This window comes from Dyadobacter psychrophilus, from assembly GCF_900167945.1.
GTDB classification, from domain to species: domain Bacteria; phylum Bacteroidota; class Bacteroidia; order Cytophagales; family Spirosomataceae; genus Dyadobacter; species Dyadobacter psychrophilus.
This window is the reverse complement of the sequence record NZ_FUZA01000001.1, coordinates 1,452,075-1,476,700: the sequence shown is the minus strand read 5'-3', so window position 1 is coordinate 1,476,700 and position 24,626 is coordinate 1,452,075. Positions and strand designations below refer to the sequence as shown.

The following is a 24,626-nucleotide window of genomic DNA, read 5'->3' as shown; positions in this document are numbered from 1 at the left end:
TAGTAACATCATTTTCTAAATCTTGGATTTGATGACAAAATATTTGATCAGGCGCCTTTTTTAACCAATTTGTATTCCAGTTTCGGCTTGCCTCTTACACCACCATCTTCCGCGTGAAAGCTTACAAACCTTAGCTTATACACATTTCCGGCAGAATCTTTAATCACATAAAACCGGTCGGTTTTAACGCCCACTGTGCCACCCGAAGTAACCCGCCACTTCGAACCGATCGCATCTGCGTCTGTGCTGAATGTGAGGCCTGCAATGTTGCTTTCAGCGAATGCATCATAAGTTACTGCGCTTGTCAGCACTTCTGCGGCTTCGGTTTTTGCTTGTTTGTTGATAAACACAAGATCCGAAAATCCGTAAGGGATCAAGCCTGTTCCAAAATTGGTGTAGTACATGCTATAACCCCAGTTCAGGTCCCAGCGTGTTTTCACCGGCTCTACGTCCACCGTTGCGCCTTTTTCAAGCGAAACATATTCAAAGTTGTAGGTTGCGTCTTTGGTTATATCAATAGTCTTTGAAGTCGTTTCGTTAAGCTTTGCATATTGCAATGCATAACCCGTTCCTTTTCTCAAAACCCGGATCTTGTAAATCTGATCAGCAGGAAGAACGGTGGCGCTTCCGCCTTGTCTGTTCAGGATGTACACTTTGTTGTCGGCATCTGTTGCGGAAATCTCCTTGATCGCTGTTTTTGTCAGATCACCCTTTGCATCGTCAACCAGGCTCAGTTTGCCCATTCCCTGACCCACAGCCAAAGAATCCAGCACAATGTCTTTTGCTGACACAGCATTAATGTCTGTTTTATTGACCATTAGCACCGAGGCGCCGTTCGTTGCATTGATCACCACGCGGAAATCAGCATCATTATAAAAACCCAAATCCCAGCTGTTGCGTAACACAGGTGTTTGAATGTTGCTGCTCAGGTCCAGAAATACGGAATTAGCGGCGTTGCTTCCAAGCTCGGTTCCTGCAATTCCGTTCAGTTGAATGCTGGTTCCTTCCGAAACGATTGCTTTGAAGCTTAGTTTAAGCTCGGTGTTGGTTCCTGTTACTGCGGGAGCGGCAACGGAAGTAATTTTAAATGCTACGCTTTCGTCACCATCCAGCAAGACGCCAGCTTTCCTGGTAACTTTAATAGAAGCCGATGACTGCCCGGCCGGAACGGTCAGGGCAATTGTGTTATTTGTTGCGGCCGGTGTTGTTGTGAATTCTGTGCCGTAAACAAGCAGTGTTGGCGCAAGCGAAACGGTAATAGGCGTGGCAGCATCCACTGCTCTGGACAAAACGATCTTTATTTCTGCTTCTTCACCTTCAAAACCTTGGGCTGCGCTTTCAAAGCTGGCTGTGTTGTCGGGAAGTGGTGGCTCATCATCATTACAAGCATTAAAGCTGGCAAGAAAAGCGATCAGTAAAAGGGATTTGGCTATCTTCTTCATGTTTAACTTGTTATTAGGGTAAATATTAATTTTTTGACCATTGAAAATTGAGTCCCAGAAAGTAGGATCTGCCATAAGACAGCGGCACGGAGCCACCCGTGCTGTGTGCGCCGCCTGTGTCTGTGGATGAATTGTTAAGGGTTGTGACGTCGAACAGGTTTTTTACGCCCGCCAACAGGTTGATATATTTTCCAAAATTCTTGCTGAATGTAAGATCGGCCATATGGAAACCATCCGTTTCAGCCAGTTTCACAGTAACCTGGTCTGTGGTCTCGTAAATAGGCCTTTTGCCTGAATATTTGTAAAACAGGTTCACGCTCGCGCCGATTCTACTGAACTTGTAAAGCAGATTGGCATTAATTTCTGGCGACCATACAAACTCTGGAAGTGAGCCAAATTGTTCAGGATCGGCTGAAAACTGGTTATAGCGGCCAATGTAAGAGCCTCCCAATGACGCTTGCAGATTTTTCAGGAAAATCTTGTTGTCAAGGGTGAAGCCAGTGGTTTTGAAAAGGAAAATATTCAGATATGTGGTCTGCGTGCGGTCGTTTGGATCTACGCCGGTGTCGATGAGATCGTGAAAAATGTTATAAAACCCGCCTAATGTTGTGTTAAGCCGCATTGTAGGTTTGCTCACCGACTGCCAGACCAGGAACGAATTGAAACTATTGGAATATTCCGCTTTCAGGTTCGTGTTGCCATTAATGGAGTGGGATGCGTCATGGAAATCAAAATACAGCTCCCTTAATGCCGGCGAGCGGAATCCGCGCGCATAGCCAGCCCGCAGATCAAGCGTTTTGGTTATAGAAAGTTTTCCATTGATGGAAGGGATCACTGGCGGCGCATCATAAACCGAGTTTTTCAGGAAACGCAAACCGGGGCTTAATTTGAAGATGCTGCCAAATTTAAATTCGGGAGCCACGAACAATGCATATTCGAGGATTTTCGGGGAGCCGAGGATGCGCGCGCCGGAGCTTTGGTTATCGGAAAAATCAAAACCTGCGAGAAGTGAAAAGTGGGGATTGGCTTTATAAAAAGCGGTTCCTCTGAAAAAAGTTGTCGTAAAAACCGATTTGTCCTGCGAGCCCGGTTCCAGCGAGAGTGTTTCGCGACCGCTAGCATCTACGTTCGTGCTTAATGTTTTGCGGGAATAGTCGGTGTAGGAAAGCACACCGTTAACATTCAGCTTATCATTGATTTTCAACTCTGACTGGATTTGATGAAACCAGCGATAGGTGTTATAATCTTTATCAGCTGCGATTTGCGTGATGGGATTGCGGTTTCCTTCGAATTGGATCGTTTCGTCCGTGCCATTGAACCGATACCAAACATTCCACTTACTGCCCTGATATCTGGCAGAAGCGCTGTAAAGCATTTGATCTTTGGGCATCCAATCCTTTGAACGTCCCGTAGAGCCTCCTTGCCAGCCGCCGAAATTGTTGCGGGTAACGTTGCCCGAAAATTGGAGCGCTTTATTTTGCCAGGTTATGCCAAGACTTTCGTTGTGCGTGCCTTTTTTCGATAATGCATTGTATTCTTTTCCAGCAGTTTCTTCCTGAATGCGCGCATTTAATATCAGATTATCACCGCTATGCACTTTTTTAGTGATCAGATTAATAACCCCGGCCAATGCGTCTGTCCCGTAAATGACCGACATCGGCCCTTCCACGATTTCGATTCGCTCAATGGTGTTAATGTCAATCTGGCCAAGGCTCTCACGGGTGCTCCCACGATCGACCATAGGAATGCCGTCCAGCAGAATTTTCACGTTTTGGCCAGACATGCCCATCAGCTGGATGTCGCTGGTTCCCAATGTGAGATCATTGGAAAAGCGGATGCCAAGTTCTGTATTAAGGATGGATTGCAGATTGGTGGCGCCTCTTGCAACTATACGTTCACTATCAATGGTGCGGACCTGGTAAACAGAATTTTTCAGGGATTGTACTTCAAATTGCCCGGTAACCACAAATTCGTCCAGCGAAATGGAATCCTTAGCAAGTGAATCACTTTTCATACGTCCACGATCCGGTTGTCCTGTCACCGGACAGACTGCCCAAAGCAAAAAGAATGTGATAGTAGAAAGATGCTTCATGGAAGGTTATTTAGAATAATTGCAAATAAAGATATTATTTAGACTAAATCAAATTAGAGAATCAGAATAAATAAAAACCCGGTCCAAGTGAACCGGGTGCAATGCTGGAATCTTTTAAATCTTACCTGATAACCGCCTTCAAATCAACGGTAACCACATCTTTAAGCTTCCAATCTTTTGTGCCGACTTTGTAATCGAGCCGGTTGACTTCGAATGTGCTGGAAAGGGCGTAACCGCCATCAGCATTCTTTTTAGCATCAAAGGGAAGCGTAACCGTCTTGGTAACGTCTCGGATGGTTAGTTTCCCGGTTGCCTCGTATTTGCCATTCTTTTTCTCCACTTTGGTGGATTTGAAATGGATATTGGGATACTTTTCGATATAAAAATACTTGTCGCTTTTCATATCCTTATCCCGCGAATTATTGCCGGTTTTGAATGTATTAGCCGCTATCTCAATGTCGAATGAAGCATTCTCGGGCGATTTTTCGTTAAAAACAGCTTCACCTTTCGGCGCATCAAATGTGCCTTCACAAGTTCCAAGCACGTACTTTACCTTAAAATTGGTAGCGCCTGAAACGACTTTGGAAGTTTGCCCGAAAGCGAAGGTTGAACCAATAAATGCAAAAATGAAAGCGATGATTTGATGGCGGTTGCGCATATGAACAGAATGAACGGTTTTTAAAATCTATATTTCTTCCAATAGCGATTCGCCTTCGGATTGATCCCCGGAAGTCCATTGCCATTTCTCATGCATACGGATTTTTCCGTTTGAGAGTTGCTCAGGCGTCGATTTGCATATGCCCGTTGTGATCTCGCCTTTGTCGTTCACCTGATGGTAACGCATATCCAGGTTTCCATTTTCGTCCGCCAAGGCAATCAAATGTCCGGTTTGAATCCTGCCGCCGGAATACGTGGAAGTGACAATGTTACCATTCTGTTTGTATACAAATTGCATCGAAAGGTCAACCTCGCCATTTTCTGAATTGGAAAGTGGAACGAAGACTTTGTTATTATAATTGATCATTTTTTAAAGAACTGACGTGATCCACCAAACATTTCCGCAAGGATCTTCTACTCCGCAGCTGCGCCCGTAATCCTGGTCAGCAGGCTCCATAACCGACTTTCCGCCTTCCGTTAATGCTTTTTGATAAGTGTCATCCGCATTTTCCACATATACAAACATATTCGCAGGCTGGGCCGGCCACTCCGCACGACTGTCGCAAAACATGATCGTGCTGTCATTAATGCTCACTTCACTGTGCTTGATTAGATTTGGATCGTCCTTCTGAAAATGCGTATGTGTGACAACGCCGTCAAATACATTGGTAGTGAAATCTTTGAATTTGGAAGCGCCATCCAACATTAAGTAAGGCATAACTGCCTGATGGCCATTTGGAATTTTTACCGTGCTCATGATTTTATTTTTTAGTTTATGCAAATGTAGCGGTGTCCCAAGCACCCAAAATTGGAAAAACACGACATTATTCATCCCGATATGCTTGTCCTTCGGATCTTCCGGAAAAGTAAAAGCGCGGGTGCTGCCCGGAAAAGGATTTGAAATCATGAATGAAATGGGATTGATCATAATAACCACATTCATAAGCGATCTCGGTCAGCGATTTTTCTTTATCCCCGTAAGCATCCAACGCCGCGTGAAATCGGGCAATGCGGAGGTAAAGTTTTGGGCTGAATCCGGAGAACTCCTTGAATTTCCTTTCAAATTGTCGGGTTGACAGAAAGCTCTGCGCCGCAAGTTCCTGGACATTGGTAAGCCCTTTATTTTGGATAATTTGATTAATGACCGAGAAAACGGCCGGTTCGATTGTCCGGGTTTTTGCAAGCAGCGATTCGAGGAACGACGAAATAATGGCAACGCGCTCCATGTGATCTGCCGCAAGCATCATCCGCTCTTCCAGGCCGACTGCTTGGTTACCCAGAAAAGTATGCAGGTCCGGCATTTGTCCGGTAAGTTCCGTGGAAGGCATCCCAAAAAGCACGGGAATGGCAAACGGATATAAGTAAACCCCGAAGATCCCGAAATCTTCGTGAATTATGAACCGCCGGAATGTCTGCGACTGCCCGTGAATGCCCGAATGAAACGAGGGTTCGGTTTTATCCGCTGTAACGAATTCATCAAACCGGCCTTTGTAATGAAATATCAGTTCCGCGCAACCATCGGCCATGGTGCGGTGAATGTAAGGCTGTCCGGATCCAACTTCATGTTCTAGCACCCAGAAAAACCTAACATATTTGGCCAGTGCGGTGGATGGTGGTATGGTAAAATATTTCATTGCAGCAGGTTAAATGAACATTCTACTATTTCTATATATTAATGTTGCGTTTAAGGAATGGTTCAGAAATTTATATTTTTGAAATCTCTTTAATACATTTGATCCAGCTAAGATTCATATAAATTTAGAATTATTCGCCTGCAATGGATGTTAGAAAAATAATTCAATCGTTAGCTTTTCAATAGTCGATTACCTTTTTACTCAGTTTCTGACATGAAATTAGTGCCCATAGAGAAACGAAGCGGGCTTACCCGTGAAGAATTCATTGAAAATTATTTAAAACCAAGTCGCCCGGTCGTTTTTACAGACCTCGCAAAAGATTGGCCTGCGGTCCAGAAATGGACATTTGAATGGCTCCGCGAAAACCATGGGAATATTGATGTGCCATTGGTGGATAATCACATGCACGACGCAGACAAATACTTTCAGATTGCCAAAACAATGAAGTTTGGCGATTACCTGAAACTTATCGAAGGCGGCCCGACAGATCTTCGCATTTTCCTTTTTGATATATTTAAAAAAGCACCGGAACTTGCCAATGACATTCGTTTTCCAACCATTATGGATGGGTTTTTGAAGTCTTACAAGTTTGTATTTTTCGGTGGACAGGGGTCGATTACGAGTTTACATTATGATATGGACTGCTCCAATGTGTTTTTGACCCAATTTCAGACCCGTAAGCAAGTAATTTTGTTCTCGCCCGAGGAAAGCAGAAGGTTATACCATCACCCGTTTACAGTAATGAGCAAAGTGGATCCGATTAACCCGGATTACGAGCGATTCCCTGCATTAAAAGGTGCAGTAGGTCACGAAACCACATTGCTTCATGGTGAAACGATTTTTATTCCGTCACTTTGGTGGCATTATATCCGCTACGTTGATGGCGGTTTCAGCCTGGCGCTTAGAGCCAATAATTCAATATTTACAGCAGTTCGTGGTGGCATGAACCTTGTGAGACATACATTCGTAGACAAGAGCATGACCAAGCTGCTTGGCCTTGGCTGGCAGCATTGGAAAGAGAAGAAGGCTGTTGAAAATGCACAAGAAGTGTTAACAGAACAGGCGTAGAAGTATTCGGGACGCATTTCAAAGAAACTAATCTATCTTTGAAATGCGTTATCTCTGGAATGCTTACAATACGTTATGGACTTTGAAATAACCTCTGAATACCAGCCAACAGGTGATCAACCTATTGCTATCCAACAACTTGTACAGGGAATTGAAGCCGGAGAGCCTGCCCAAACGCTCCTGGGTGTAACTGGTTCCGGTAAGACTTTCACCATTGCCAATGTGGTGAAGCAGGTTAATAAACCGACCCTTGTATTAAGTCACAACAAAACACTCGCTGCCCAGCTTTACGGGGAATTTAAGCAATTCTTTCCGAAGAATGCTGTCGAGTATTTTATCAGTTACTATGACTATTACCAGCCGGAAGCCTTCATTTCCAGCACCAACACCTATATAGAAAAGGACTTGCAGATCAATCAGGAGATTGAAAAACTGCGTTTGCACACCGTTTCGTCGCTGATGAGCGGACGACGTGATGTAATTGTGGTAGCCTCAGTTTCCTGCATTTATGGCGCGGGTAACCCTAATGAATACAAGAAAAGCATCGTCAGCGCCAAGCTGGGTGATATTGTGAGCCGTAACCAGTTCCTTTTTCGTTTGGTTGAAATTCTTTATAGCCGGACAGAACTTGAATTCAATCGCGGAACATTCCGCGTGAAAGGGGACACCGTCGACGTTTTTCCAGGTTACGCGGATTTTGCGTACAGGATCATCTTTTTTGGGGATGAAATTGAAGAAATACAACGCATTGAGCCAGAGACAGGTAAAAAGATATCTTCTGAGCGTGCAATCGCTATTTTCCCTGCGAACCTTTTTGTTACGGGAAGAGATGTGCTGGTACAGTCGATTAAAGAAATCCAGGATGACCTGGCTATGCAAATCAGCTATTTCACAAAGGAAGGCAGATTAGCAGAAGCGGAGCGTGTTAAAGAGCGAACAGAATTTGACATGGAAATGATGCGCGAATTGGGTTATTGTTCCGGGATTGAGAACTACTCACGTTATTTCGACCGCCGCTTGCCGGGTCAAAGGCCATTCTGTCTGCTCGATTATTTTCCGGATGATTTCTTAATGGTGGTGGACGAAAGTCACGTTACCATGCCGCAGATCCGCGCCATGTGGGGTGGGGACCGTTCGCGTAAGGAGCAGTTGGTGGAATATGGTTTCCGTTTGCCTTCGGCTTTGGACAACAGACCATTAACATTCCAGGAATTCGAAGACATGACGCCGCAGACTATTTTTGTAAGTGCAACACCCGCTGATTATGAGCTTCGCAAATCAGAAGGGGTTGTCGTTGAGCAAATTATACGCCCGACCGGCCTGCTGGATCCTGAAATTGAAGTAAGGCCAAGCTTAAACCAGATAGACGATCTGCTCGAAGAAACCCACAAGCGCATTGCCATGGGTGACCGCGTTTTGATTACAACACTCACCAAAAGAATGGCCGAGGAATTGAGCAAATATCTGGATCGCGTTGGAGTGAAATGTCGCTATATACACTCGGAAGTGAAGACGCTGGACCGTGTGGAGATTTTGCGCGAGCTAAGACTAGGCATTTTTGATGTGTTGGTTGGGGTTAACTTACTTCGTGAAGGGTTGGATTTGCCGGAAGTTTCCCTCGTGGCAATTATGGATGCGGATAAGGAAGGGTTTTTAAGAGACACACGCTCCATGATTCAGACTATTGGTCGCGCTGCGCGGAATGACCGGGGAAAAGTGATTATGTATGCGGATGTCATGACAGGTTCCATGCAGCTCGCTATTGATGAGACGAACAGGAGAAGGAATATACAGCTGGAATACAATATGGAAAATGGCATTACGCCCAAAACCATCCTGAAATCCAAAGAAGCAATCATGGAACAGACTTCCGTGGCCGATTCAAAAGTCCGCAAAGTTTACGTGGAACCGACCGAAGTACGCATTGCCGCGGATCCTGTCGTTCAGTATATGGGTAAAAACGATCTTCAAAAGCTCATTTCCGAAACCCAGCGCAAAATGGAAACCGCTGCTAAGGATTTGGACTTCCTGGAAGCAGCGCGGTTAAGAGACGAGTTGTTGCAATTGAAAGAGCGAGCGAAGCAAGCGGCTTAAATACTGCCTGGCTCAAATTTTTTCGGATTACGGCTAGTGTGAAAAATAGAGACAACGAAGACTGTCTTTAATGTCTCATCAACCCAATATACGATTACGAAAGGGAAAATTTTTAACGTTGCAAAGTGAAGTTCGTTGCCGTATTTGGCAGCGAACTTATAGGGGTTTTCGGAGATTGAAGATAGATATCTTGAAACCTCGCCGAAAAACTTTTTCCCTAGGCCTACAAGCTGTTTGTTGTACCACTCAAAAGCCTGATCAAATTCAATTTCTGCCGGTTTTAAAATTTCAATCCTATATTGACTCATAACGAGCCTTTATTTCGGACCATGATTTTGAAGAAATGTTTCCGGCAAGAAACTCTTTCTTACGTTTAAGAAGTTCAGCTTTCGCTTCCTCTGAAATCACGTAATCGTCTTCCAATGCACTTTTGATCTGGATTTTTTCAACTTCATCCATGCCGTTGATAACTTCTATGAGCTGATCAACTGAGATATTTATTGATACCATAACTTTAAATGACTTGACAATAAGTTAACACCATTCTAAATTACAAATATTTGAACGAATGCCATTACTTTTCCTCTTGTAATTCCAGCAGTGCCAGCGCTTCTTTCCAATTATTTACCCGCTTGTGCCTGGTCACATTCACATTATGGCTTGCAGTGAAAAGAATGGGTGTGCCTTTGCAAAAATCAAGATTTTTTAAGTGGTCGTCGATGAGATAATCGGTGTCGATGATTCTTTTGTCTCCGCAGAAAACGATGTTTTTCCAGGAAATAAACGGGAAATGTTCGTTAAGCCAATCGTATTTTTCGGGAAGAGAATTAGGGAATTCCATGGCGGCGGACACGATGAAGATGTCATAATGTTCCTGCAATTTCAATAGCGCTTCCTGCGCACCGTTAATGATAGGCGCATAGCGGAAAAAACCCGTTTTATAGATCAAACTCCTGGCAGCAATAGGATCGGGGAAAGCGTCGTCTTCTGGTATGCCCAGCAAATCTTCTTTATCAATTCTGACTCCGAATTCTTTTTCGTACCAACCTATCCAGTTGGTTTCAATATCAACGATGACATTATCCATGTCAATGGCAATCGATTTTTTCATAATCTGAATTTACTTTGCAATTTTATGCAACAAATGTAAATTTAATCTGCAATATTTTGCAATTTTATTCCAGCTAAATTTCTATTTTTGCATAAAACAGATGTGATAATGTTAAAAGAGGAACGGTTTCAACTCATACTGGATCGGCTTAATAATGATCAGAAAGTATATCTGGCAGGCCTGAGCACGTTATTGAATGTTTCTGAAGATACAGTTCGGAGGGATATCAAAGAGCTTGCTGATCAGGGACTATTGAAATCCGTGCGCGGAGGAGCTGTGCCGCATTCTCCGGGTCCGCATCATTTTAGGGACAGGATTTTGCATGACAATGAGCAGAAGCAAATTATTGCAAAAAAGGCTTTGGATTTCCTCAAAGACGGTCAACTCGTCATTTTTGATGGAGGAACGTCTGCTATGCTCATTGCCAAGTCGTTACCAAAAGACATCCGGTTGACGGTTGTGACAAACAGCTTTCCGATTGCATCTACTCTCGAAGAACACGAGCATGTTGAGGTGCTGTTTGCAGGCGGGCGTCTGTTAAAAAACTCCTTCGTGACAGTTGGTTATGACACAATCCAGTTTTTGAAGAAATTTCGAGCTGATATTTGTCTGCTTGGCATATGCAGCATTCATTCCCACTTAGGCGTTACAGGTCCGGATTATGAGGAAAGCGAGGTAAAAAGAGCAATGATTGAATGCTCAAAAGAAGTGATCGCACTCGCATCCGTAGAGAAGCTTGCGACCGCAGAAGCACATTATGTCTGTCCGGCTGAGCAGTTATCTATAATCATTACCGATCAGCCGGCAGACAAGGAAGAGTTTAAAATTTACACCGATATCGGGATCCGAATGGTTTGAGGTTTATATTGACTTAACCTTTCTTTTCCTTTTGAACTTCTTCTGTTTTAAAAAAGGTGTCGTCCACATTCTTAACTTCTTGATTAATTGCGTTGGCAAACCCGAGCATATAAGCCATAGCAACTCTTCTGAGCCACTTTTTAGCGGCTGGTAGAAACTTCTCCATTCCATTCCTTGATTTAAAATGAGAAATAGCTCATTCCTTTCGGGAAAGAGCATAACATCACACTGACAGCATGTCAAATGTGTTTCAGGAAAGAAAATGAAATGGTTCTTCGGAAGATTGGCGCCTTATTTTAAGATGCCGGCCAGTCGCACGCATCAGGATAGGAAGCAAGTTGGGCGCGGTGGAAATGGCTAAATCAGCGTGTATTTGACTGGATTGGGAAAGAAAGCGAAGGCGTTCACATTGCAATCTATATTTATTTGAATAAACGAATTGCTTACCAGTCTTTTGGGAGGAATGGAAAAATGCTCCCGTTTTCGCTGAGATTGCCTGATTTCCCGAACCCGCAACAACTTCCTCAATCCTGTAAATGGATCTTGGGGGATTGAAATTCTGAGAAACAATGCCCGTAAGCAACACGGCCAGGAGTAACCAGCGCCACATTGAGTTTCCATCCAAAAGTTTCGCTGGCTTTCTCACTTCGGACTCATTCTAATGGCCCCGTCCAGTCTTATAACTTCACCGTTCAGCATTGGATTTTCAACAATGGATTTTGCCAGCAAAGCATATTCTGACGGCCGACCCAGACGTGAGGGAAAAGGAATTTGCTGTCCCAATGAAATCCGGGCTTCTTCGGGCAAGCTGAGCATTAATGGCGTTTCAAAAAGCCCCGGCGCAATGGCCATAACCCGAATGCCGGACTTTGCCAGATCACGAGCGACGGGTAACGTCATACTTACGATTCCGCCTTTGCTGGCAGCATAGGCAACCTGACCCATTTGTCCGTCAAATGCGGCCACGGAAGCCGTATTGATAATCACACCCCGTTCTCCTTCATCATTTGGAGTGTTCTTTTCCATAGCAAACGCAGCCAATCGCATCACATTGAATGTGCCGATCAGGTTGGTTTTAATGGTTTTTTCAAAAAGATCAAATGAATGCGGGCCATAAATACCATCCGCTTTTCCCACGATTTTCCGGGCAGGCGCAATGCCCGCACAGTTCACCGCGATGCTTATAAAGCCAAATGTTTCCAGCGCAAGATCGACGGCTTTTTGCACATCGCTTTCGCTGGAAACATCAGTTTTTACAAATTTTATTTTATCAGGAAATTCGGATTGCAACTTTTCTCCGGCAGCAACATTCAGATCAAGGACAACGACATTAGCCCCGGATTCAACAAACAAGCGCGCTGTCGCCTCGCCAAGTCCGGAGGCCCCGCCTGTTATTAATGCCGTAGACTTTTGTAGTTGCATAAGGCGCTATTTCCTTAGCAAATGTTCTGGAATGGGATGTTTTTTAAGGGATTCGCGAGCGCGCTCCATCTTTTCTAAAACGATCTGAGGAACTGGCAAATTATCCAAAGCAGGATCATAATTGCTTTGGGGAGACTTTACAATCTTATCCGAATATTTATCAAGAACCTTCATTATCTTAGAATTTAGTAATTCAAGTTACGCTTTTTTTTAATTAAAAAACTCTCAAAATTGATATTAGGTTCGAAGATCGACCAGTTTTCACCTTTACTTCCTTGAATTAAAAATTCTGATTCATCATAGTTGTAAATCTTGGAAATTGCAATTTGATACAACCTTGTGCGTGCCGGAGAACTTCCTTCGAAGTATATGGTCTTAGTGGGATTTATGTTTAGAAATATTGTTACGGCTTTCAGTACTGTTGCAAGCACCTCAGGCATGTCGCCATTGTCTGTCACAGAAATATCATTATATTCCTCTGTTTCAACATTATAATCTACCAGCGCCAGATTATAAATGTCATCGCTCATTGCAGTGATGAAAATTACTTTTTCAAAAACACCACGCTTCCCAACACTTTGGAATTGGAAGCGGGTATTTTCGCTATTACTAGTAAAACAATAAGCCTCGTAATGCATTACGAAACAACCTCAATCTTAACTTTCAATAAAAACTCATCCATTTCAATCTCGTTTGCTTCGCCGTTGAGATCGTTGATGAGGGTTAGTTCGAGTGCCTGCACTTCCTGGCAAATGTAATCTTTGTTGGCAGTCACGGCACTGGCCAGCAGGGCATCGTTGTCTTGTAATGTGATCTTTATTTTATCTGTCACTTCATAGCCGCTGTCTTTGCGAAGGTTTTGAACACGGTTCACAAAGTCACGCGCGATTCCTTCCAGGCGCAACTCATCAGTGATTGTGATGTCAAGTGCAACGGTTAAGCCGCCTTCACTTGCTACTAACCATCCCGGAACGTCTTCTGCATGGATTTCAACATCAGTAAGGGCGATTTCGAGTGGCGATGCTGCTCCATTAAGCGTTATCGAGCCGTTTTTCTCTATTTCTTTAATCGCCACTTCATCCATTGCAGAAATTGCTGCCGCAACTTCCTTCATTTTCGGGCCAAATTTTGGTCCTAATGTCTTGAAATTTGGCTTGATTTTCTTGGTCAGAATACCGCTGTCGTCATGGACGAACTCAATGGTCTTTACATTAACCTCAGATAAAATGATAGCCGTAACCTGCTCAATCTGACGTTTTGTATTATCATTCAAGACCGGGATCAAAATCTTGGAAAGTGGCTGGCGAACCTTAATCTTATGTCCTTTACGGATCGAGTGAACCAGCGAACTGATCGTTTGTGCCTGCTCCATCGCCGCTTCCAGGTCCAGATCAACCGCTTCGGTTTCGATCTTCGGCCAGTAAGTCAGGTGCACTGATTCGTATTTATGATCTGTGTTATTTGCGATCGAAGCGGCGCGGTCACCATCTGTAAGGTTTTTATATAACCATTCCCCAAAAAACGGAGCGATAGGCGACATCAGTTGCGAAACTGTTACAAGGCAATGCTGCAATGTTTCGTATGCCGCTTGTTTGTCTTCCGTCAAACCTTCGGCTGTATCCTGTGACGGATTCCAGAAACGGCGGCGGTTTAAGCGGATATACCAGTTGGAAAGCTGATCCGTAACAAAGTCCTGAACCAGTCGGCCGGCTTTGGTCGGGTTGTATTCATCAAATTGCTCGCCTACCTCTTTTACCAGCGTATTCAGCTTAGAAAGGATCCAGCGGTCCAGTTCAGTGCGTTTTTCGATCGGCACAGAATTGGTCTCATGGAACTCATAACCATCCAAATTGGCATATAATGCAAAGAAATTATAAGTGTTAACAAGTGTTCCGAAGAACTTACGCTGCACTTCCCCAATGCCTTCAATGTTGAATTTCAGGTTATCCCAGGGCTCGGCGTTGGTGATCATATACCAGCGTGTAGCGTCCGGGCCGTATTTGGAAAGCGTTGTAAATGGATCCACTGCGTTACCAAGGCGCTTGGACATCTTGTTGCCGTTTTTATCCAAAACCAAACCGGTGGAAACGACATTTTTAAATGCCACAGAATCAAACAACATTCCAGCGATCGCGTGCAGTGTAAAGAACCAGCCACGTGTTTGATCCACACCTTCCGAGATGAAATCCGCAGGGTAACTTTGGTCAAATATTTCCTGGTTCTCAAACGGATAATGCCATTGCGCGTAAGGCATCGCACCGGAATCAAACCAAACGTCGATCAGATCGGGTTCGCGGTGCATAACATTGCCCCTTTTTGAAACCAGCACAATGTTGTCCACATACGGTCTGTGCAGATCGAAATCACCGTTTTCGAGTTTTAGTAAATAATCCGAATTCCGTGCAGCCTGCTCTCTTGTCAAATGTTCCGAGATCAATGCTTCTTCAAGCAAATCCTTCAATTGCTCAATCGATCCCACGCACACCTCATCTCCATGATCGTTACGCCAGATCGGCAGCGGCGTTCCCCAGTAACGCGAGCGTGAAAGGTTCCAGTCTACCAGATTTTCGAGCCAGTTTCCAAAACGACCTGTTCCGGTGCTTTCAGGCTTCCAGTTGATGGTTTTGTTCAATTCTACCAGTCGATCTTTCATTGCAGTGGTTTTGATAAACCAGCTATCCAATGGGTAATATAAAACCGGCTTATCCGTACGCCAGCAATGTGGGTAAGGGTGCTCGTATTTTTCGACCTTAAATGCTTTTCCCTCTTCTTTCAGCTGGATCGCAATTAAAACATCGGTTGCCCTGAATTCGGGATCTTTTTGCTCTTCATCGGAATAATATTCCGGTTTCACAAAGCGACCTGCATAATCTGTAATTTCTTTGACAAAACGGCCGCGGCGATCTACAATCGGAACATCCTTTCCAGTTTCATCTTTCACCATAATGGCAGGAATTCCATTGGCTTGCGCCACCCGAAAGTCATCGGCGCCAAAAGTTGGTGATGTATGCACTACGCCCGTTCCATCCTCTGTTGTGACAAAATCACCAACAATAACACGGAAAGCGGGCGATGCAGGCTGGATATATGGCATTAGTTGCTCATATTCAATGCCTTCCAGGTTTTTCCCCTTGAATTCTTTCAAAATCGTCCACGGAAGCAGTTTTTTATCGCTTGCTTCGTAGCCTTCGAAGTCACCGTCGCGTCCTTTTTCCGAGAAATATTTGGCAATCAGGTCTTTGGCCAATACTACGGCCACCGGCGCATGCGTATATGGGTTAAAGGTTTTTACCAAAACATAGTTAATGTTGGCACCAACCGTCAGCGCCGAGTTCGCAGGAAGTGTCCATGGCGTTGTTGTCCAGGCAAGGATTCTAATGTCCAGACTGTTGGCATCCTGATTTTCCAGGTTACCAAAGACGGTGTAATTCCCAGGCGTTTTCACCTTGAACATCGCCACAATGGTCGTGTCTTTCACATCCTTGTAAGTGCCCGGCATATTGAGCTCGTGGGATGAAAGGCCTGTTCCGGCAGCTGGCGAGTAAGGCTGAATCGTGTAACCTTTGTATAGCAAACCTTTGTCATACAGCTTTTTAAGCAAGTTCCAAAGGCTTTCAATGTATTCACTCTTATAGGTGATATATGGATCTTCCAGATCAACCCAATAACCCATTTTCTCGGTCAGGTCATTCCATTGATCTGTAAACTTCATCACCGTCTGACGGCATTTTTCATTATATTCTTCAACGGAGATGGTTTTGCCAATGTCTTCTTTGGTAATGCCCAATTCCTTTTCCACCTGCAATTCAACAGGAAGCCCATGTGTGTCCCAGCCGCCCTTTCTCTTTACCTGAAATCCCTGCAATGTTTTGTAACGGCAAAAAATATCTTTGATCGAACGGGCCATAACGTGGTGAATACCAGGCGTTCCGTTAGCAGATGGCGGTCCTTCAAAAAAAGTGAATGATGGTGCGCCTTCACGTGTTTCAACCGATGCTTCAAATATCTTTTTGTCCTTCCAGAATTGCAGAACTTCGTCTCCTATTTGCGGATAACTCAGGTTTTTATATTCGCTGTATTTCATATGTGCTGGTAGCTTTTAGCGCTCGACTATTAGCTTTCTAATGTAAATGCAATGTATTGTTAACACCAACCGGGAATTTAAGAGCGCAAAATTACGATTTTTTTTCTGCTAAAAGGATGTATGGCTTTCAATGAATGTGAAAGCAGATTGCATTATTTTGAACCGTTTCACAGGGACTACATAACTACACAAAACGCATATGGAAGCAACGTCAAAGATGTGTACGACAAACATGAAACAGAGCTTGAAGCCATTACAGAACAAGGAAAACGTTTTGACAGGCATTTACAAATATCAGTTTGACTAAAAAAACAAGGAATCCTGGTCGTAATCGATCAGGATTCCTTGTTTTTTGAAATGTTCGCATTACATTAGTAATTTGATTGAGTCTAAATAGTAATTGCGAACATTGTGTCAATGAAAAAACTGATCGGGAAATTACATCTTTACCTTGGTCTGGCATCCGGGATTGTGGTTTTTGTGGTGGCCATAACCGGCTGTATTCTGGCATTTGAACAGGAAATAAAAAGTTTCACGCAGCCTTACATGTTCGTGGAGCCGCCAGCCAATGCAAAGGTTTTACCGCCATCGGTTTTACAGGCCAGCGCAGAAAAAATGCTTCCCGGCAAAAAAGCAAACGGCGTGCTCTATGGCGTCCCGACTCGCAATGCCGAAGTCGGGTTCTACAATGCTGATCCGGAATACTACTATGTGGTTTATGTCAATCCTTATACCGCGGAAGTAAAGCACGTTTGGAATGAAGAAGGCGATTTTTTCCATTTCATATTACACGGACATTACTATTTATGGCTACCGCCCACAATTGGCCAGCCAGTGGTGGCATCGGCAACATTGATATTCCTCGTAATGCTGATCAGCGGATTAGTTCTTTGGTGGCCAAAAAATAAGTCAGCTGCAAAACAGCGTTTTTCGATCAAATGGGACGCGGCGTGGAGACGGAAAAATTACGATCTGCATAATGTTTTTGGTTTTTATGTTTTGTCAATTGGCTTCCTGCTGGGCTTTACAGGTTTAGTTTGGGGTTTCAAATGGTTCTCCCAGGGACTTTACACGGCCACCGGCGGCAAAGGGTCCGACGAATATTATAACCCGGTTTCTGACTCGACATTGCAGACAGGCGTTTTTAAACCCATTACAGCTGTTGATAAAGCCTGGAATTCGTTACGGGCAGAATATCCTGTTAATGAAGGCATTAATATTTCAATCCCACATACGAAATCAGAATCCATTTACTCCTATGTGAATTTCAGAGCAGGGACTTATTACAATGTGGACTACAATTATTTTGATCAATATTCCCTCAAAAAAATAAAAGTTAACGGTCCTTATGCCGGGCGTTATAAGGATGCTGATTTTGCGAACACATTGCGGCGAATGAACTATGACATTCACGTTGGGGCCATTTTAGGACTTCCGGGCAAGATCATCGTTTTTCTGGCCAGCCTTATTTGTGCCAGCCTGCCTGTAACCGGGACCATTATCTGGTGGGGGAGGAGGAAAAAATCCAAAAAAACCAAGAAGAATCTTCGCGCTTTAAAACCCGATCTGGTAATCCGGTAACATTATTCTCATCTAAATTTGGCCCAATTTTTCTACTTCCATAGGAAAGAGCCTATATTGGGAAAAGATGAGTAAAATATTTGACACAGCTAAAAAAGCCGGACTGGACGGGTTCATGCTGGCATTGCTGGCTATGATTTTCCTGGCCTGGCTTTGGCCCTATCCCGGCATGAAAGAAAGTCCGGTGCCACTTTCGGACATATCCAGTGTTGCCGTTTCCATCATTTTCTTCTTTTACGGATTAAGGCTGAGTCCCGAGAAGCTCGGCGCAGGGTTGGTTAACTGGAAATTGCATGTAATGGTGCATTTGTCCACCTTTATCCTGTTTCCATTGCTGGCGCTGGCATTCAGGCCGCTTTTCAACTCAGATGACAGCCAGACTTTATGGCTGGCAATCTTCTTTCTGACCGCGCTGCCTTCCACAGTTTCTTCCTCCGTTATCATGGTTTCCATTGCGAAAGGAAATGTTCCGGCTGCCATCTTCAATGCAAGTATTTCCAGCCTGATTGGCGTCTTTATTACACCATTATGGATGGGTTTAGTAATGGACGCCAGCTCCGGACAAGCCAGCCAGGGGCATTTTGATCTACTTTCAGTAGTCGGAAAGTTGTCTTTACAAGTATTATTACCGGTTTGTGCGGGCATTGCATTGAACAAAAGATGGGGACATTTTGCCGAGCAGCACAAAAAATACATCCGCTATTTCGACCAGTCTTCTATTTTGCTTATTGTTTATACTTCTTTCTGCGAATCCTTCGGCGAGCATTTGTTTAGTTCGCTGGGATTAAAAGAAATTGTATTTTTAGGGATAGGAATGCTGACGCTGTTTTTCGGGATTTATTTCCTGCTCACATTCATCAGCAACCTGTTGCATTTCAACCACGAGGATAGGGTTACGGCTGTATTTTGTGGTTCCAAAAAATCCCTGGTGCAGGGAGCCGTCATGTCGAAAGTGCTTTTTCCAGGCGCTCAGGCGGGCTTAATGCTGCTTCCGATTATGATTTACCACGCTTTGCAGCTGATAGCGGCGAGTATCATTGCACAACGAATGGCGGCTCGTTTGGACGAGGACGAAGCGAGGCTTATTCATTAAAACAAATTTCTATGCGTTGGATAGTGCGTTTGCTTGTGTTGATCCTTTTACTTGCCGGGCTTCAATCGATATGGAGTAATTTTCGGGCGGGTAACTGGGTGCCGGACTGGCTGAGCAACACAGAGAAGTCAGAAACGACGCATGCGCTTGTTTTGCAGGAGATCAGTGCGATGGGTAAACTGGAATTAGTAAAATATAATTTCAAAGACGTTGTTGAACAGCAGATTACGAAAATGTGGCTGCCTAATGCGAAAGCAATCCTTATTGTGCAAGGCGAGGCGATTGGCTGTATAGATCTGACAAAAGTTGAAATTGCTGACATTACATCCGAAGCAGAGACGCTGGTTGTGAATCTGCCCGAGCCTGAGCTTTGTGTCTTTAAAATAGATCATAGTAAATCGAGGGTTTACAATACGGAATATGCTTTTAATGAAGAAGCCAAGCTTGTTCAGGAGGCATACAAACAAGCAGAAAAACAAATTCAAAGGTCTGCGCTCGATATGGGAATTTTGGAGCAGACCCAAATCAATGCCGGCAAAATACTGACGCCTGTTTTGGAAAAAGCTTCGGGTAAAAAAGTGGTTTTGAAGTTTCCATTGAATGCCAAAATAGAAAAGTTGCGCTGATATAAATTCTAAAAAATAGCCCTTTCCAATGAGTAAAAGAGGATTCCTTACGCAAGAAGAACTTACAGTTAAGATCGGGGAAGGGTTGATAGAAACGATAGTTGTCGCTTTCACCGACCATTACGGCCGCCTGATGGGCAAGCGTGTAGACGCAGATTATTTCCTGGATTCTGTGATCAAATCGGGCACGCACGGTTGTAATTACTTGCTTACCACTGATATGGCGATGGAGCCGGTTCCGGGTTATAAATATGCTAACTGGGAGCTCGGTTACGGCGATTTTCATCTGGTGCCGGATCTTCGCACATTGCGCATTGCCGACTGGCTTGAAAAAACAGCATTGGTAATCTGTGATTTGCATAATGAGAAGTCGCACGCGATGGAATCCATCGGTCCGCGCTCCATTTTGAAAAAGCAGTTGCAGACACTGGAAGCGGATGGTTTACAATGCTTTGCGGCGTCCGAGTTGGAATATTATCTTTTAGAAAACAGCTACAAGCAGGCTTTCCAACAGGGCTATCAAAACCTCACTCCGGCAGGCTATTATCTTGAAGATTACCACATTATGCAAGGAACGCGTAATGAAAAATACACATCGGCGGTCAGGCGGCATTTGAAAAACTCCGGCATTGACATTGAAACTTCCAAAGGAGAGTGGGGGCTGGGGCAGCATGAATTGAATGTAAAATTCGCAGAAGTACTTCCTATGGCCGATAACCACGTGGTTTACAAACAATGTTTGAAGGAAGTGGCTGATGCAATGGGCGTTTCTGTTACATTCATGGCCAAGTTTCAATCGGACCAGGCAGGTTCCAGCAGTCACATCCACATGAGTTTGTGGAAAGACGGTCAGAATGCTTTTGTCGGCGATCAGGAATTCGGGCCGGTAAAGGGTTCGGATTTATTTCGCTGGTTTTTAGGTGGTTGGATCAAGCACGTGCCGGATGTTATGCCCTTTTACGCGCCGACCATTAATTCGTACAAACGTTTTGTGGACGGTTCCTGGGCACCAACCCGGCTTGCATGGAGTTATGACAACCGCACAGCAGGTTTTCGCGTGGTAGGAAGCGGCGCAAGTTTGCGGATCGAATGTCGCATCCCGGGCGCAGATTGCAATCCTTATCTGGCATTTGCAGCGTCGCTAGCATCTGGTCTGGATGGGATTAAAAACAAAATTGAGCCTCCGGAATGTTTCATTGGCGACATTTACGCAGCGGCGCATCTGCCGCGAGTGCCTTACACATTAGCAGAAGCCACAACTCTATTCGAAAACAGCGAATTCGCTAAAAGTACATTCGGAACCGAAGTTGTAGAACATTACAGCCATTTTTTCAAAACCGAGCAACGGGCATATGATACGTCTGTAACGGATTGGGAACGGAAGCGCTATTTTGAACAGATATAACTCAATTACTATTAAACATTAACCTCATAAAAACCAATGCGTTTAGAAAATAAAGTGGCCCTGATAACCGGCGGGAGTGGTGGAATCGGGCGCGAAACTGCGCTTTTATTTGCCAAGGAAGGAGCTAAAATTGTTGTTACGGACGTCAATGATGCGGCCGGGCAGGAAACGGCTGACGAAATTGTTGCGAACGGAGGCGAAGCTTTTTTCCTGCATTCCGATGTTTCGAAAGCTGCTGATAATGAAGCGGCAGTTGCTTTTGCAGAGGAGAAATTTGGTAAGCTCAATATCATTTTCAACAACGCAGGCATTATGCACAGCGACGATGACAATGCGATGACGACGGACGAATCCATCTGGGACCTGACGATGAATATCAATGCAAAAGGCGTGTTTTTAGGCTGTAAATACGGCATTCCGGCTTTGCAACGGGCAGGCGGCGGCTCAATCATTAATACTGCATCTTTCGTAGCCATATTGGGTGCGGCGACTCCTCAGGTGGCTTATACGGCAAGTAAAGGCGCTGTTTTGGCTCTTACACGTGAGCTGGCAATTATTCATGCGCGTGAGAATATCCGCGTTAACGCATTATGTCCCGGCCCGTTACGCACGGAATTGCTGATGAAATTTTTGAATACAGAAGAAAAGAAACAGCGCAGATTGGTCCACATTCCCATGGGCCGTTTCGGTGAGGCCAAAGAAATGGCTTATGCCGCATTATTCCTTGCTTCCGACGAATCCTCATTTGTAACAGGAACCGATTTTCTGGTCGATGGCGGGATCACTTCTGCCTACGTAACGCCGCTCTGATCATGCCAACGCAAAAAACAATAAGCCCCATTGACGGCTCTGTATATGTAGAGCGTACTTTGGCGGAGCCACAAGAAGTGGAAACAGCATTGGTAAAGGCCGTTGCTGCCCAAAAAGAATGGCGGAAAATTTCGCTGGATGAGCGGGAAGCGATCTGTCGCAAAGCGGTCGAATATTTTTTGAATAATGCGGATGAAATAGGCCTGGAACTGACCTGGCAAATGGGGCGGCCGATCCGTTACACAGCCAATGAGATCAGAAAGGGTTTTCAGGAACGCGCTAACTACATGATTTCCATTGCTTCAAAAGCATTAGCAGATGTGGAAGTGGAGGAAATTTCAGGATTTAAAAGATTTATCAGGCGCGATCCGTTGGGCGTAGTCTTCGTAGTGGCACCCTGGAATTATCCTTATCTGACTTCCGTAAATTCGGTTATTCCTGCGATTATGGCTGGTAATGCGGTGATTTTGAAGCACGCGCAGCAAACGCCGCTATGTGCCGAGCGCTACGCCGCCGCATTTGAATATGCGGGTTTACCGGATGGTGTTTTTCAATATTTACATTTAAGCCATGATCAGGTTGCACAGGTAATTGTGGACAGCCGCATTGATTACGTAGCATTTACAGGCTCTGTTGAAGGCGGGCATGCTGTTCAGAAAGCGATCAATGAGCGATTTATCATTGGCGGACTTGAACTGGGTGGCAAAGACCCTGCCTATGTGCGTTCGGATGCCAATTTAGCAGATGCGGTCGAAAACCTGGTGGATGGTTCGTTCTTTAATTCGGGACAATCCTGCTGCGGAATCGAGCGGATTTATGTCCATAAAGATGTTTACGATCAGTTTATTGCAGAGTTTGCTGCTTTGACAAAAACCTACACATTAGGAGATCCTACCAACAGCGAAACGACGCTCGGACCCATGGTTCGCACGTCAGCGGCGGAATTCGCTCAGAAGCAAGTGGAAGAGGCGGTTGCGCAGGGAGCAGAGGCACTGATTGACCCAAAACTGTTTCCCGCACATCAGTCCGGGACGCCTTATTTTGCACCGCAGGTTTTGGTAAATGTGAACCATAATATGGATGTAATGACTGAGGAAACATTTGCGCCGGTCGTAGGGATCATGCCTGTGGAAAGCGACGAGGAGGCCATTAAGCTGATGAATGACAGTCAATACGGGCTTACGGCTTCTATTTGGACAACCGATATTGACGCTGCTTTGGCGATCGGCGAGCAAGTTGAAACCGGAACCTGGTTCATGAACCGTTGCGATTACCTGGACCCGGCTTTGGCATGGACGGGTGTGAAAAATTCGGGCAGAGGGTGTACACTTTCGACGGTAGGATATGAAGCATTAACCCGCCCGAAATCATTCCATCTGAAAATCAAGGCATAATGTCAGCAATGAAAGTCGGATTACTGGAATGTGATCATGTTCGGGACGAGCTGCGTCACATTGCAGGCGATTATCGGGATATGTTTCCGGGATTATTTTCAAAGGTTGCTGAGGAATGGGAATTTCAGTTTTATGATGTTTGTAATGGCCATTTTCCCACTTCGGTTGGCGAATGTGACATTTACATTTGTACCGGTTCTAAAAGCTCTGTTTATGATCAGGACGACTGGATAGTCCGGTTAAAGGAATTTGTTGTTGCCCTTTATCAATCCCAAAAAACCTTCATAGGCGTCTGTTTCGGGCATCAGATGCTGGGTGAAGCATTAGGCGGCAAAGTTGAGAAGTCACCGGTTGGCTGGTGCGTTGGCGTACATCGTTTCCAGCTAACTGCGCATGAAAGCTGGATGCAGCCTTTTACAGATTCATTCAATTTGCTGATGATGTGCCAGGACCAGGTGGTTCAATTACCGCCGGGCGCAACATTACTGGCAGAAACGCCCGATTGTCCGCACGCTATGTTTCGGGTTGGTGAACGCATGTTGGGGATCCAGGCGCACCCAGAGTTTCCCAAAGAATATGACAAAGCATTAATGGAGCTTCGCGTGGAGCGCATTGGTGAAAAGAAGGTGGAACTTGGCGTTGCAAGTCTGGAATTGCCAACGCAGGAAATCATGTTTGCGCATTGGATAAAGAACTTCTCTTCTTAATTTTATCCCAACAAGCATTAAGCACACCCAATGACGGATAGTACAATTTCAAAACGCCAGATTTTAAGTCCTCTTCAAACAAGTCAGAAGATCCGCAGGATTGCGTTTGAAATATATGAGCACAATTTTGAGGAAACGAGCATTATCATCGCGGGCATAGCAGGCGAAGGTTATGCCTTTGCAAAAAGACTTGTGGCCGAGCTGGCAGACATTTCACCTTTGCATGTGGAGCTGATCGAGCTGCGTTTTGATAAACACATTCATTTTCAAAGCCCGATCATCTTCGATAAGGAAGTTCAGGTCGAAAACCAGGTCATTATTATTGCCGACGACGTGCTGAACACGGGCCGTACACTGGCTTTTGCTTTGGAACCGTTCCTGAAAGTGAGTATGAAAAAGGTGCAGGTTGCAGTGGTCGTCGATCGTAGCCATCACAAATTTCCCATTCACGCGGATTATGTGGGTTATGCGCTAAGCACAACCCTTACCGAGCATGTAGAGGTGGTTTTGAGCCGCCCCGAAGAGGAAGGTGTTTATTTGAAATAGAT

General features: G+C 44.7%; 26 protein-coding genes. 11 read left to right on the top strand and 15 right to left on the bottom strand.

Annotation, left to right across the window (positions count from 1 at the left end):
* Window positions 1–47 precede the first annotated feature (47 nt).
* The 6 genes from B5X68_RS06285 to B5X68_RS06260 form a co-directional block, all read right to left on the bottom strand.
* The gene (locus B5X68_RS06285; RefSeq protein WP_082213746.1) at window positions 48–1,442 is read right to left on the bottom strand and encodes an HmuY family protein; all 1,395 of its coding nucleotides are present in this window, start codon (window positions 1,440–1,442) and stop codon (window positions 48–50) included.
* A 25-nt stretch (window positions 1,443–1,467) separates the two neighbouring features.
* A complete protein-coding gene (locus B5X68_RS06280; protein ID WP_229208302.1) occupies window positions 1,468–3,534 on the bottom strand; it encodes a TonB-dependent receptor plug domain-containing protein in 2,067 nt (688 codons plus the stop codon).
* A 121-nt stretch (window positions 3,535–3,655) separates the two neighbouring features.
* Window positions 3,656–4,192 (bottom strand): YceI family protein, encoded by a 537-nt coding sequence (locus B5X68_RS06275; protein WP_082213745.1) that lies wholly within the window; start codon window positions 4,190–4,192, stop codon window positions 3,656–3,658.
* A gap of 27 nt (window positions 4,193–4,219) precedes the next feature.
* Window positions 4,220–4,558 (bottom strand): avidin-fold protein, encoded by a 339-nt coding sequence (locus B5X68_RS06270; protein WP_082213744.1) that lies wholly within the window; start codon window positions 4,556–4,558, stop codon window positions 4,220–4,222.
* Between the two features lie 3 nt (window positions 4,559–4,561).
* Window positions 4,562–4,948: a VOC family protein gene (locus B5X68_RS06265; protein ID WP_082214035.1), complete on the bottom strand. Its 387-nt coding sequence runs from the start codon at window positions 4,946–4,948 to the stop codon at window positions 4,562–4,564.
* A 67-nt stretch (window positions 4,949–5,015) separates the two neighbouring features.
* Window positions 5,016–5,825: a helix-turn-helix domain-containing protein gene (locus B5X68_RS06260; protein ID WP_082213743.1), complete on the bottom strand. Its 810-nt coding sequence runs from the start codon at window positions 5,823–5,825 to the stop codon at window positions 5,016–5,018.
* 213 nt (window positions 5,826–6,038) lie between these two features.
* Between B5X68_RS06260 and B5X68_RS06255 the strand changes: the two genes are divergently transcribed.
* Both B5X68_RS06255 and uvrB read left to right on the top strand, forming a co-directional pair.
* Window positions 6,039–6,893 carry a cupin-like domain-containing protein gene (locus tag B5X68_RS06255; RefSeq protein ID WP_082213742.1) on the top strand — a complete coding sequence of 285 codons (855 nt, stop codon included), beginning with the start codon at window positions 6,039–6,041 and terminating at the stop codon, window positions 6,891–6,893.
* A gap of 75 nt (window positions 6,894–6,968) precedes the next feature.
* Window positions 6,969–8,987: an excinuclease ABC subunit UvrB gene (uvrB, locus tag B5X68_RS06250; protein ID WP_082213741.1), complete on the top strand. Its 2,019-nt coding sequence runs from the start codon at window positions 6,969–6,971 to the stop codon at window positions 8,985–8,987.
* On the opposite strand, the gene B5X68_RS29430 is transcribed toward uvrB, so the two are convergent.
* The 3 genes from B5X68_RS29430 to B5X68_RS06235 all read right to left on the bottom strand — a co-directional run bounded on the left by B5X68_RS29430 (window position 8,984) and on the right by B5X68_RS06235 (window position 10,098).
* Window positions 8,984–9,295: a type II toxin-antitoxin system RelE/ParE family toxin gene (locus B5X68_RS29430; RefSeq protein WP_082213740.1), complete on the bottom strand. Its 312-nt coding sequence runs from the start codon at window positions 9,293–9,295 to the stop codon at window positions 8,984–8,986. The genes uvrB and B5X68_RS29430 overlap by 4 nt on opposite strands.
* Window positions 9,282–9,497, bottom strand: coding sequence for a hypothetical protein (locus B5X68_RS06240; protein ID WP_082213739.1), 216 nt, complete (start codon window positions 9,495–9,497; stop codon window positions 9,282–9,284). Before B5X68_RS06240 ends, B5X68_RS29430 begins: the two co-directional genes overlap by 14 nt.
* A 64-nt stretch (window positions 9,498–9,561) precedes the next feature.
* Complete coding sequence (locus tag B5X68_RS06235) at window positions 9,562–10,098, bottom strand: 5' nucleotidase, NT5C type (protein ID WP_082213738.1); 537 nt, start codon at window positions 10,096–10,098, stop codon at window positions 9,562–9,564.
* A 108-nt stretch (window positions 10,099–10,206) separates the two neighbouring features.
* Here B5X68_RS06235 and B5X68_RS06230 point away from each other — a divergent pair, with 108 nt between their 5' ends.
* Window positions 10,207–10,956, top strand: a complete 750-nt coding sequence (locus B5X68_RS06230) for a DeoR/GlpR family DNA-binding transcription regulator (RefSeq protein ID WP_082213737.1) — start codon at window positions 10,207–10,209, stop codon at window positions 10,954–10,956.
* Window positions 10,957–10,969: 13 nt separating this feature from the next.
* On the opposite strand, the gene B5X68_RS28865 is transcribed toward B5X68_RS06230, so the two are convergent.
* From B5X68_RS28865 to ileS, 6 genes are all read right to left on the bottom strand, one after another.
* Complete coding sequence (locus B5X68_RS28865) at window positions 10,970–11,122, bottom strand: hypothetical protein (RefSeq protein ID WP_170916586.1); 153 nt, start codon at window positions 11,120–11,122, stop codon at window positions 10,970–10,972.
* 84 nt (window positions 11,123–11,206) lie between these two features.
* The gene (locus tag B5X68_RS06225) at window positions 11,207–11,602 is read right to left on the bottom strand and encodes a hypothetical protein (RefSeq protein ID WP_141110194.1); all 396 of its coding nucleotides are present in this window, start codon (window positions 11,600–11,602) and stop codon (window positions 11,207–11,209) included.
* The gene (locus B5X68_RS06220) at window positions 11,599–12,378 is read right to left on the bottom strand and encodes a 3-hydroxyacyl-CoA dehydrogenase (protein ID WP_082213735.1); all 780 of its coding nucleotides are present in this window, start codon (window positions 12,376–12,378) and stop codon (window positions 11,599–11,601) included. The genes B5X68_RS06225 and B5X68_RS06220 overlap by 4 nt, the downstream gene beginning before the upstream one ends.
* Before the next feature lie 6 nt (window positions 12,379–12,384).
* Window positions 12,385–12,552 (bottom strand): hypothetical protein, encoded by a 168-nt coding sequence (locus B5X68_RS28860; protein ID WP_170916585.1) that lies wholly within the window; start codon window positions 12,550–12,552, stop codon window positions 12,385–12,387.
* An 11-nt stretch (window positions 12,553–12,563) separates the two neighbouring features.
* On the bottom strand, window positions 12,564–13,016 hold the full coding sequence (locus B5X68_RS06215; protein WP_082213734.1) for a DUF6934 family protein: 453 nt from the start codon (window positions 13,014–13,016) through the stop codon (window positions 12,564–12,566).
* Window positions 13,016–16,462 (bottom strand): isoleucine--tRNA ligase, encoded by a 3,447-nt coding sequence (gene ileS, locus B5X68_RS06210; RefSeq protein WP_082213733.1) that lies wholly within the window; start codon window positions 16,460–16,462, stop codon window positions 13,016–13,018. Before ileS ends, B5X68_RS06215 begins: the two co-directional genes overlap by 1 nt.
* A gap of 417 nt (window positions 16,463–16,879) precedes the next feature.
* Here ileS and B5X68_RS06200 point away from each other — a divergent pair, with 417 nt between their 5' ends.
* The 8 genes from B5X68_RS06200 to B5X68_RS06165 all read left to right on the top strand — a co-directional run bounded on the left by B5X68_RS06200 (window position 16,880) and on the right by B5X68_RS06165 (window position 24,624).
* Window positions 16,880–18,043 carry a PepSY-associated TM helix domain-containing protein gene (locus B5X68_RS06200; RefSeq protein ID WP_082213731.1) on the top strand — a complete coding sequence of 388 codons (1,164 nt, stop codon included), beginning with the start codon at window positions 16,880–16,882 and terminating at the stop codon, window positions 18,041–18,043.
* A 67-nt stretch (window positions 18,044–18,110) separates the two neighbouring features.
* On the top strand, window positions 18,111–19,136 hold the full coding sequence (locus B5X68_RS06195; protein ID WP_082213730.1) for a bile acid:sodium symporter family protein: 1,026 nt from the start codon (window positions 18,111–18,113) through the stop codon (window positions 19,134–19,136).
* An 11-nt stretch (window positions 19,137–19,147) separates the two neighbouring features.
* Complete coding sequence (locus B5X68_RS06190) at window positions 19,148–19,762, top strand: DUF4230 domain-containing protein (RefSeq protein WP_082213729.1); 615 nt, start codon at window positions 19,148–19,150, stop codon at window positions 19,760–19,762.
* Window positions 19,763–19,790: 28 nt separating this feature from the next.
* Window positions 19,791–21,167, top strand: a complete 1,377-nt coding sequence (locus tag B5X68_RS06185) for a glutamine synthetase family protein (RefSeq protein ID WP_082213728.1) — start codon at window positions 19,791–19,793, stop codon at window positions 21,165–21,167.
* A gap of 36 nt (window positions 21,168–21,203) precedes the next feature.
* Window positions 21,204–21,977 (top strand): glucose 1-dehydrogenase, encoded by a 774-nt coding sequence (locus B5X68_RS06180; protein ID WP_082213727.1) that lies wholly within the window; start codon window positions 21,204–21,206, stop codon window positions 21,975–21,977.
* 2 nt (window positions 21,978–21,979) lie between these two features.
* Window positions 21,980–23,371, top strand: coding sequence for an aldehyde dehydrogenase family protein (locus B5X68_RS06175; RefSeq protein ID WP_082213726.1), 1,392 nt, complete (start codon window positions 21,980–21,982; stop codon window positions 23,369–23,371).
* 8 nt (window positions 23,372–23,379) lie between these two features.
* Window positions 23,380–24,078 (top strand): glutamine amidotransferase-related protein, encoded by a 699-nt coding sequence (locus tag B5X68_RS06170; protein ID WP_082214034.1) that lies wholly within the window; start codon window positions 23,380–23,382, stop codon window positions 24,076–24,078.
* A gap of 30 nt (window positions 24,079–24,108) precedes the next feature.
* Window positions 24,109–24,624, top strand: coding sequence for a phosphoribosyltransferase family protein (locus B5X68_RS06165; RefSeq protein WP_082213725.1), 516 nt, complete (start codon window positions 24,109–24,111; stop codon window positions 24,622–24,624).
* The last annotated feature ends 2 nt before the right edge of the window (window positions 24,625–24,626 follow it).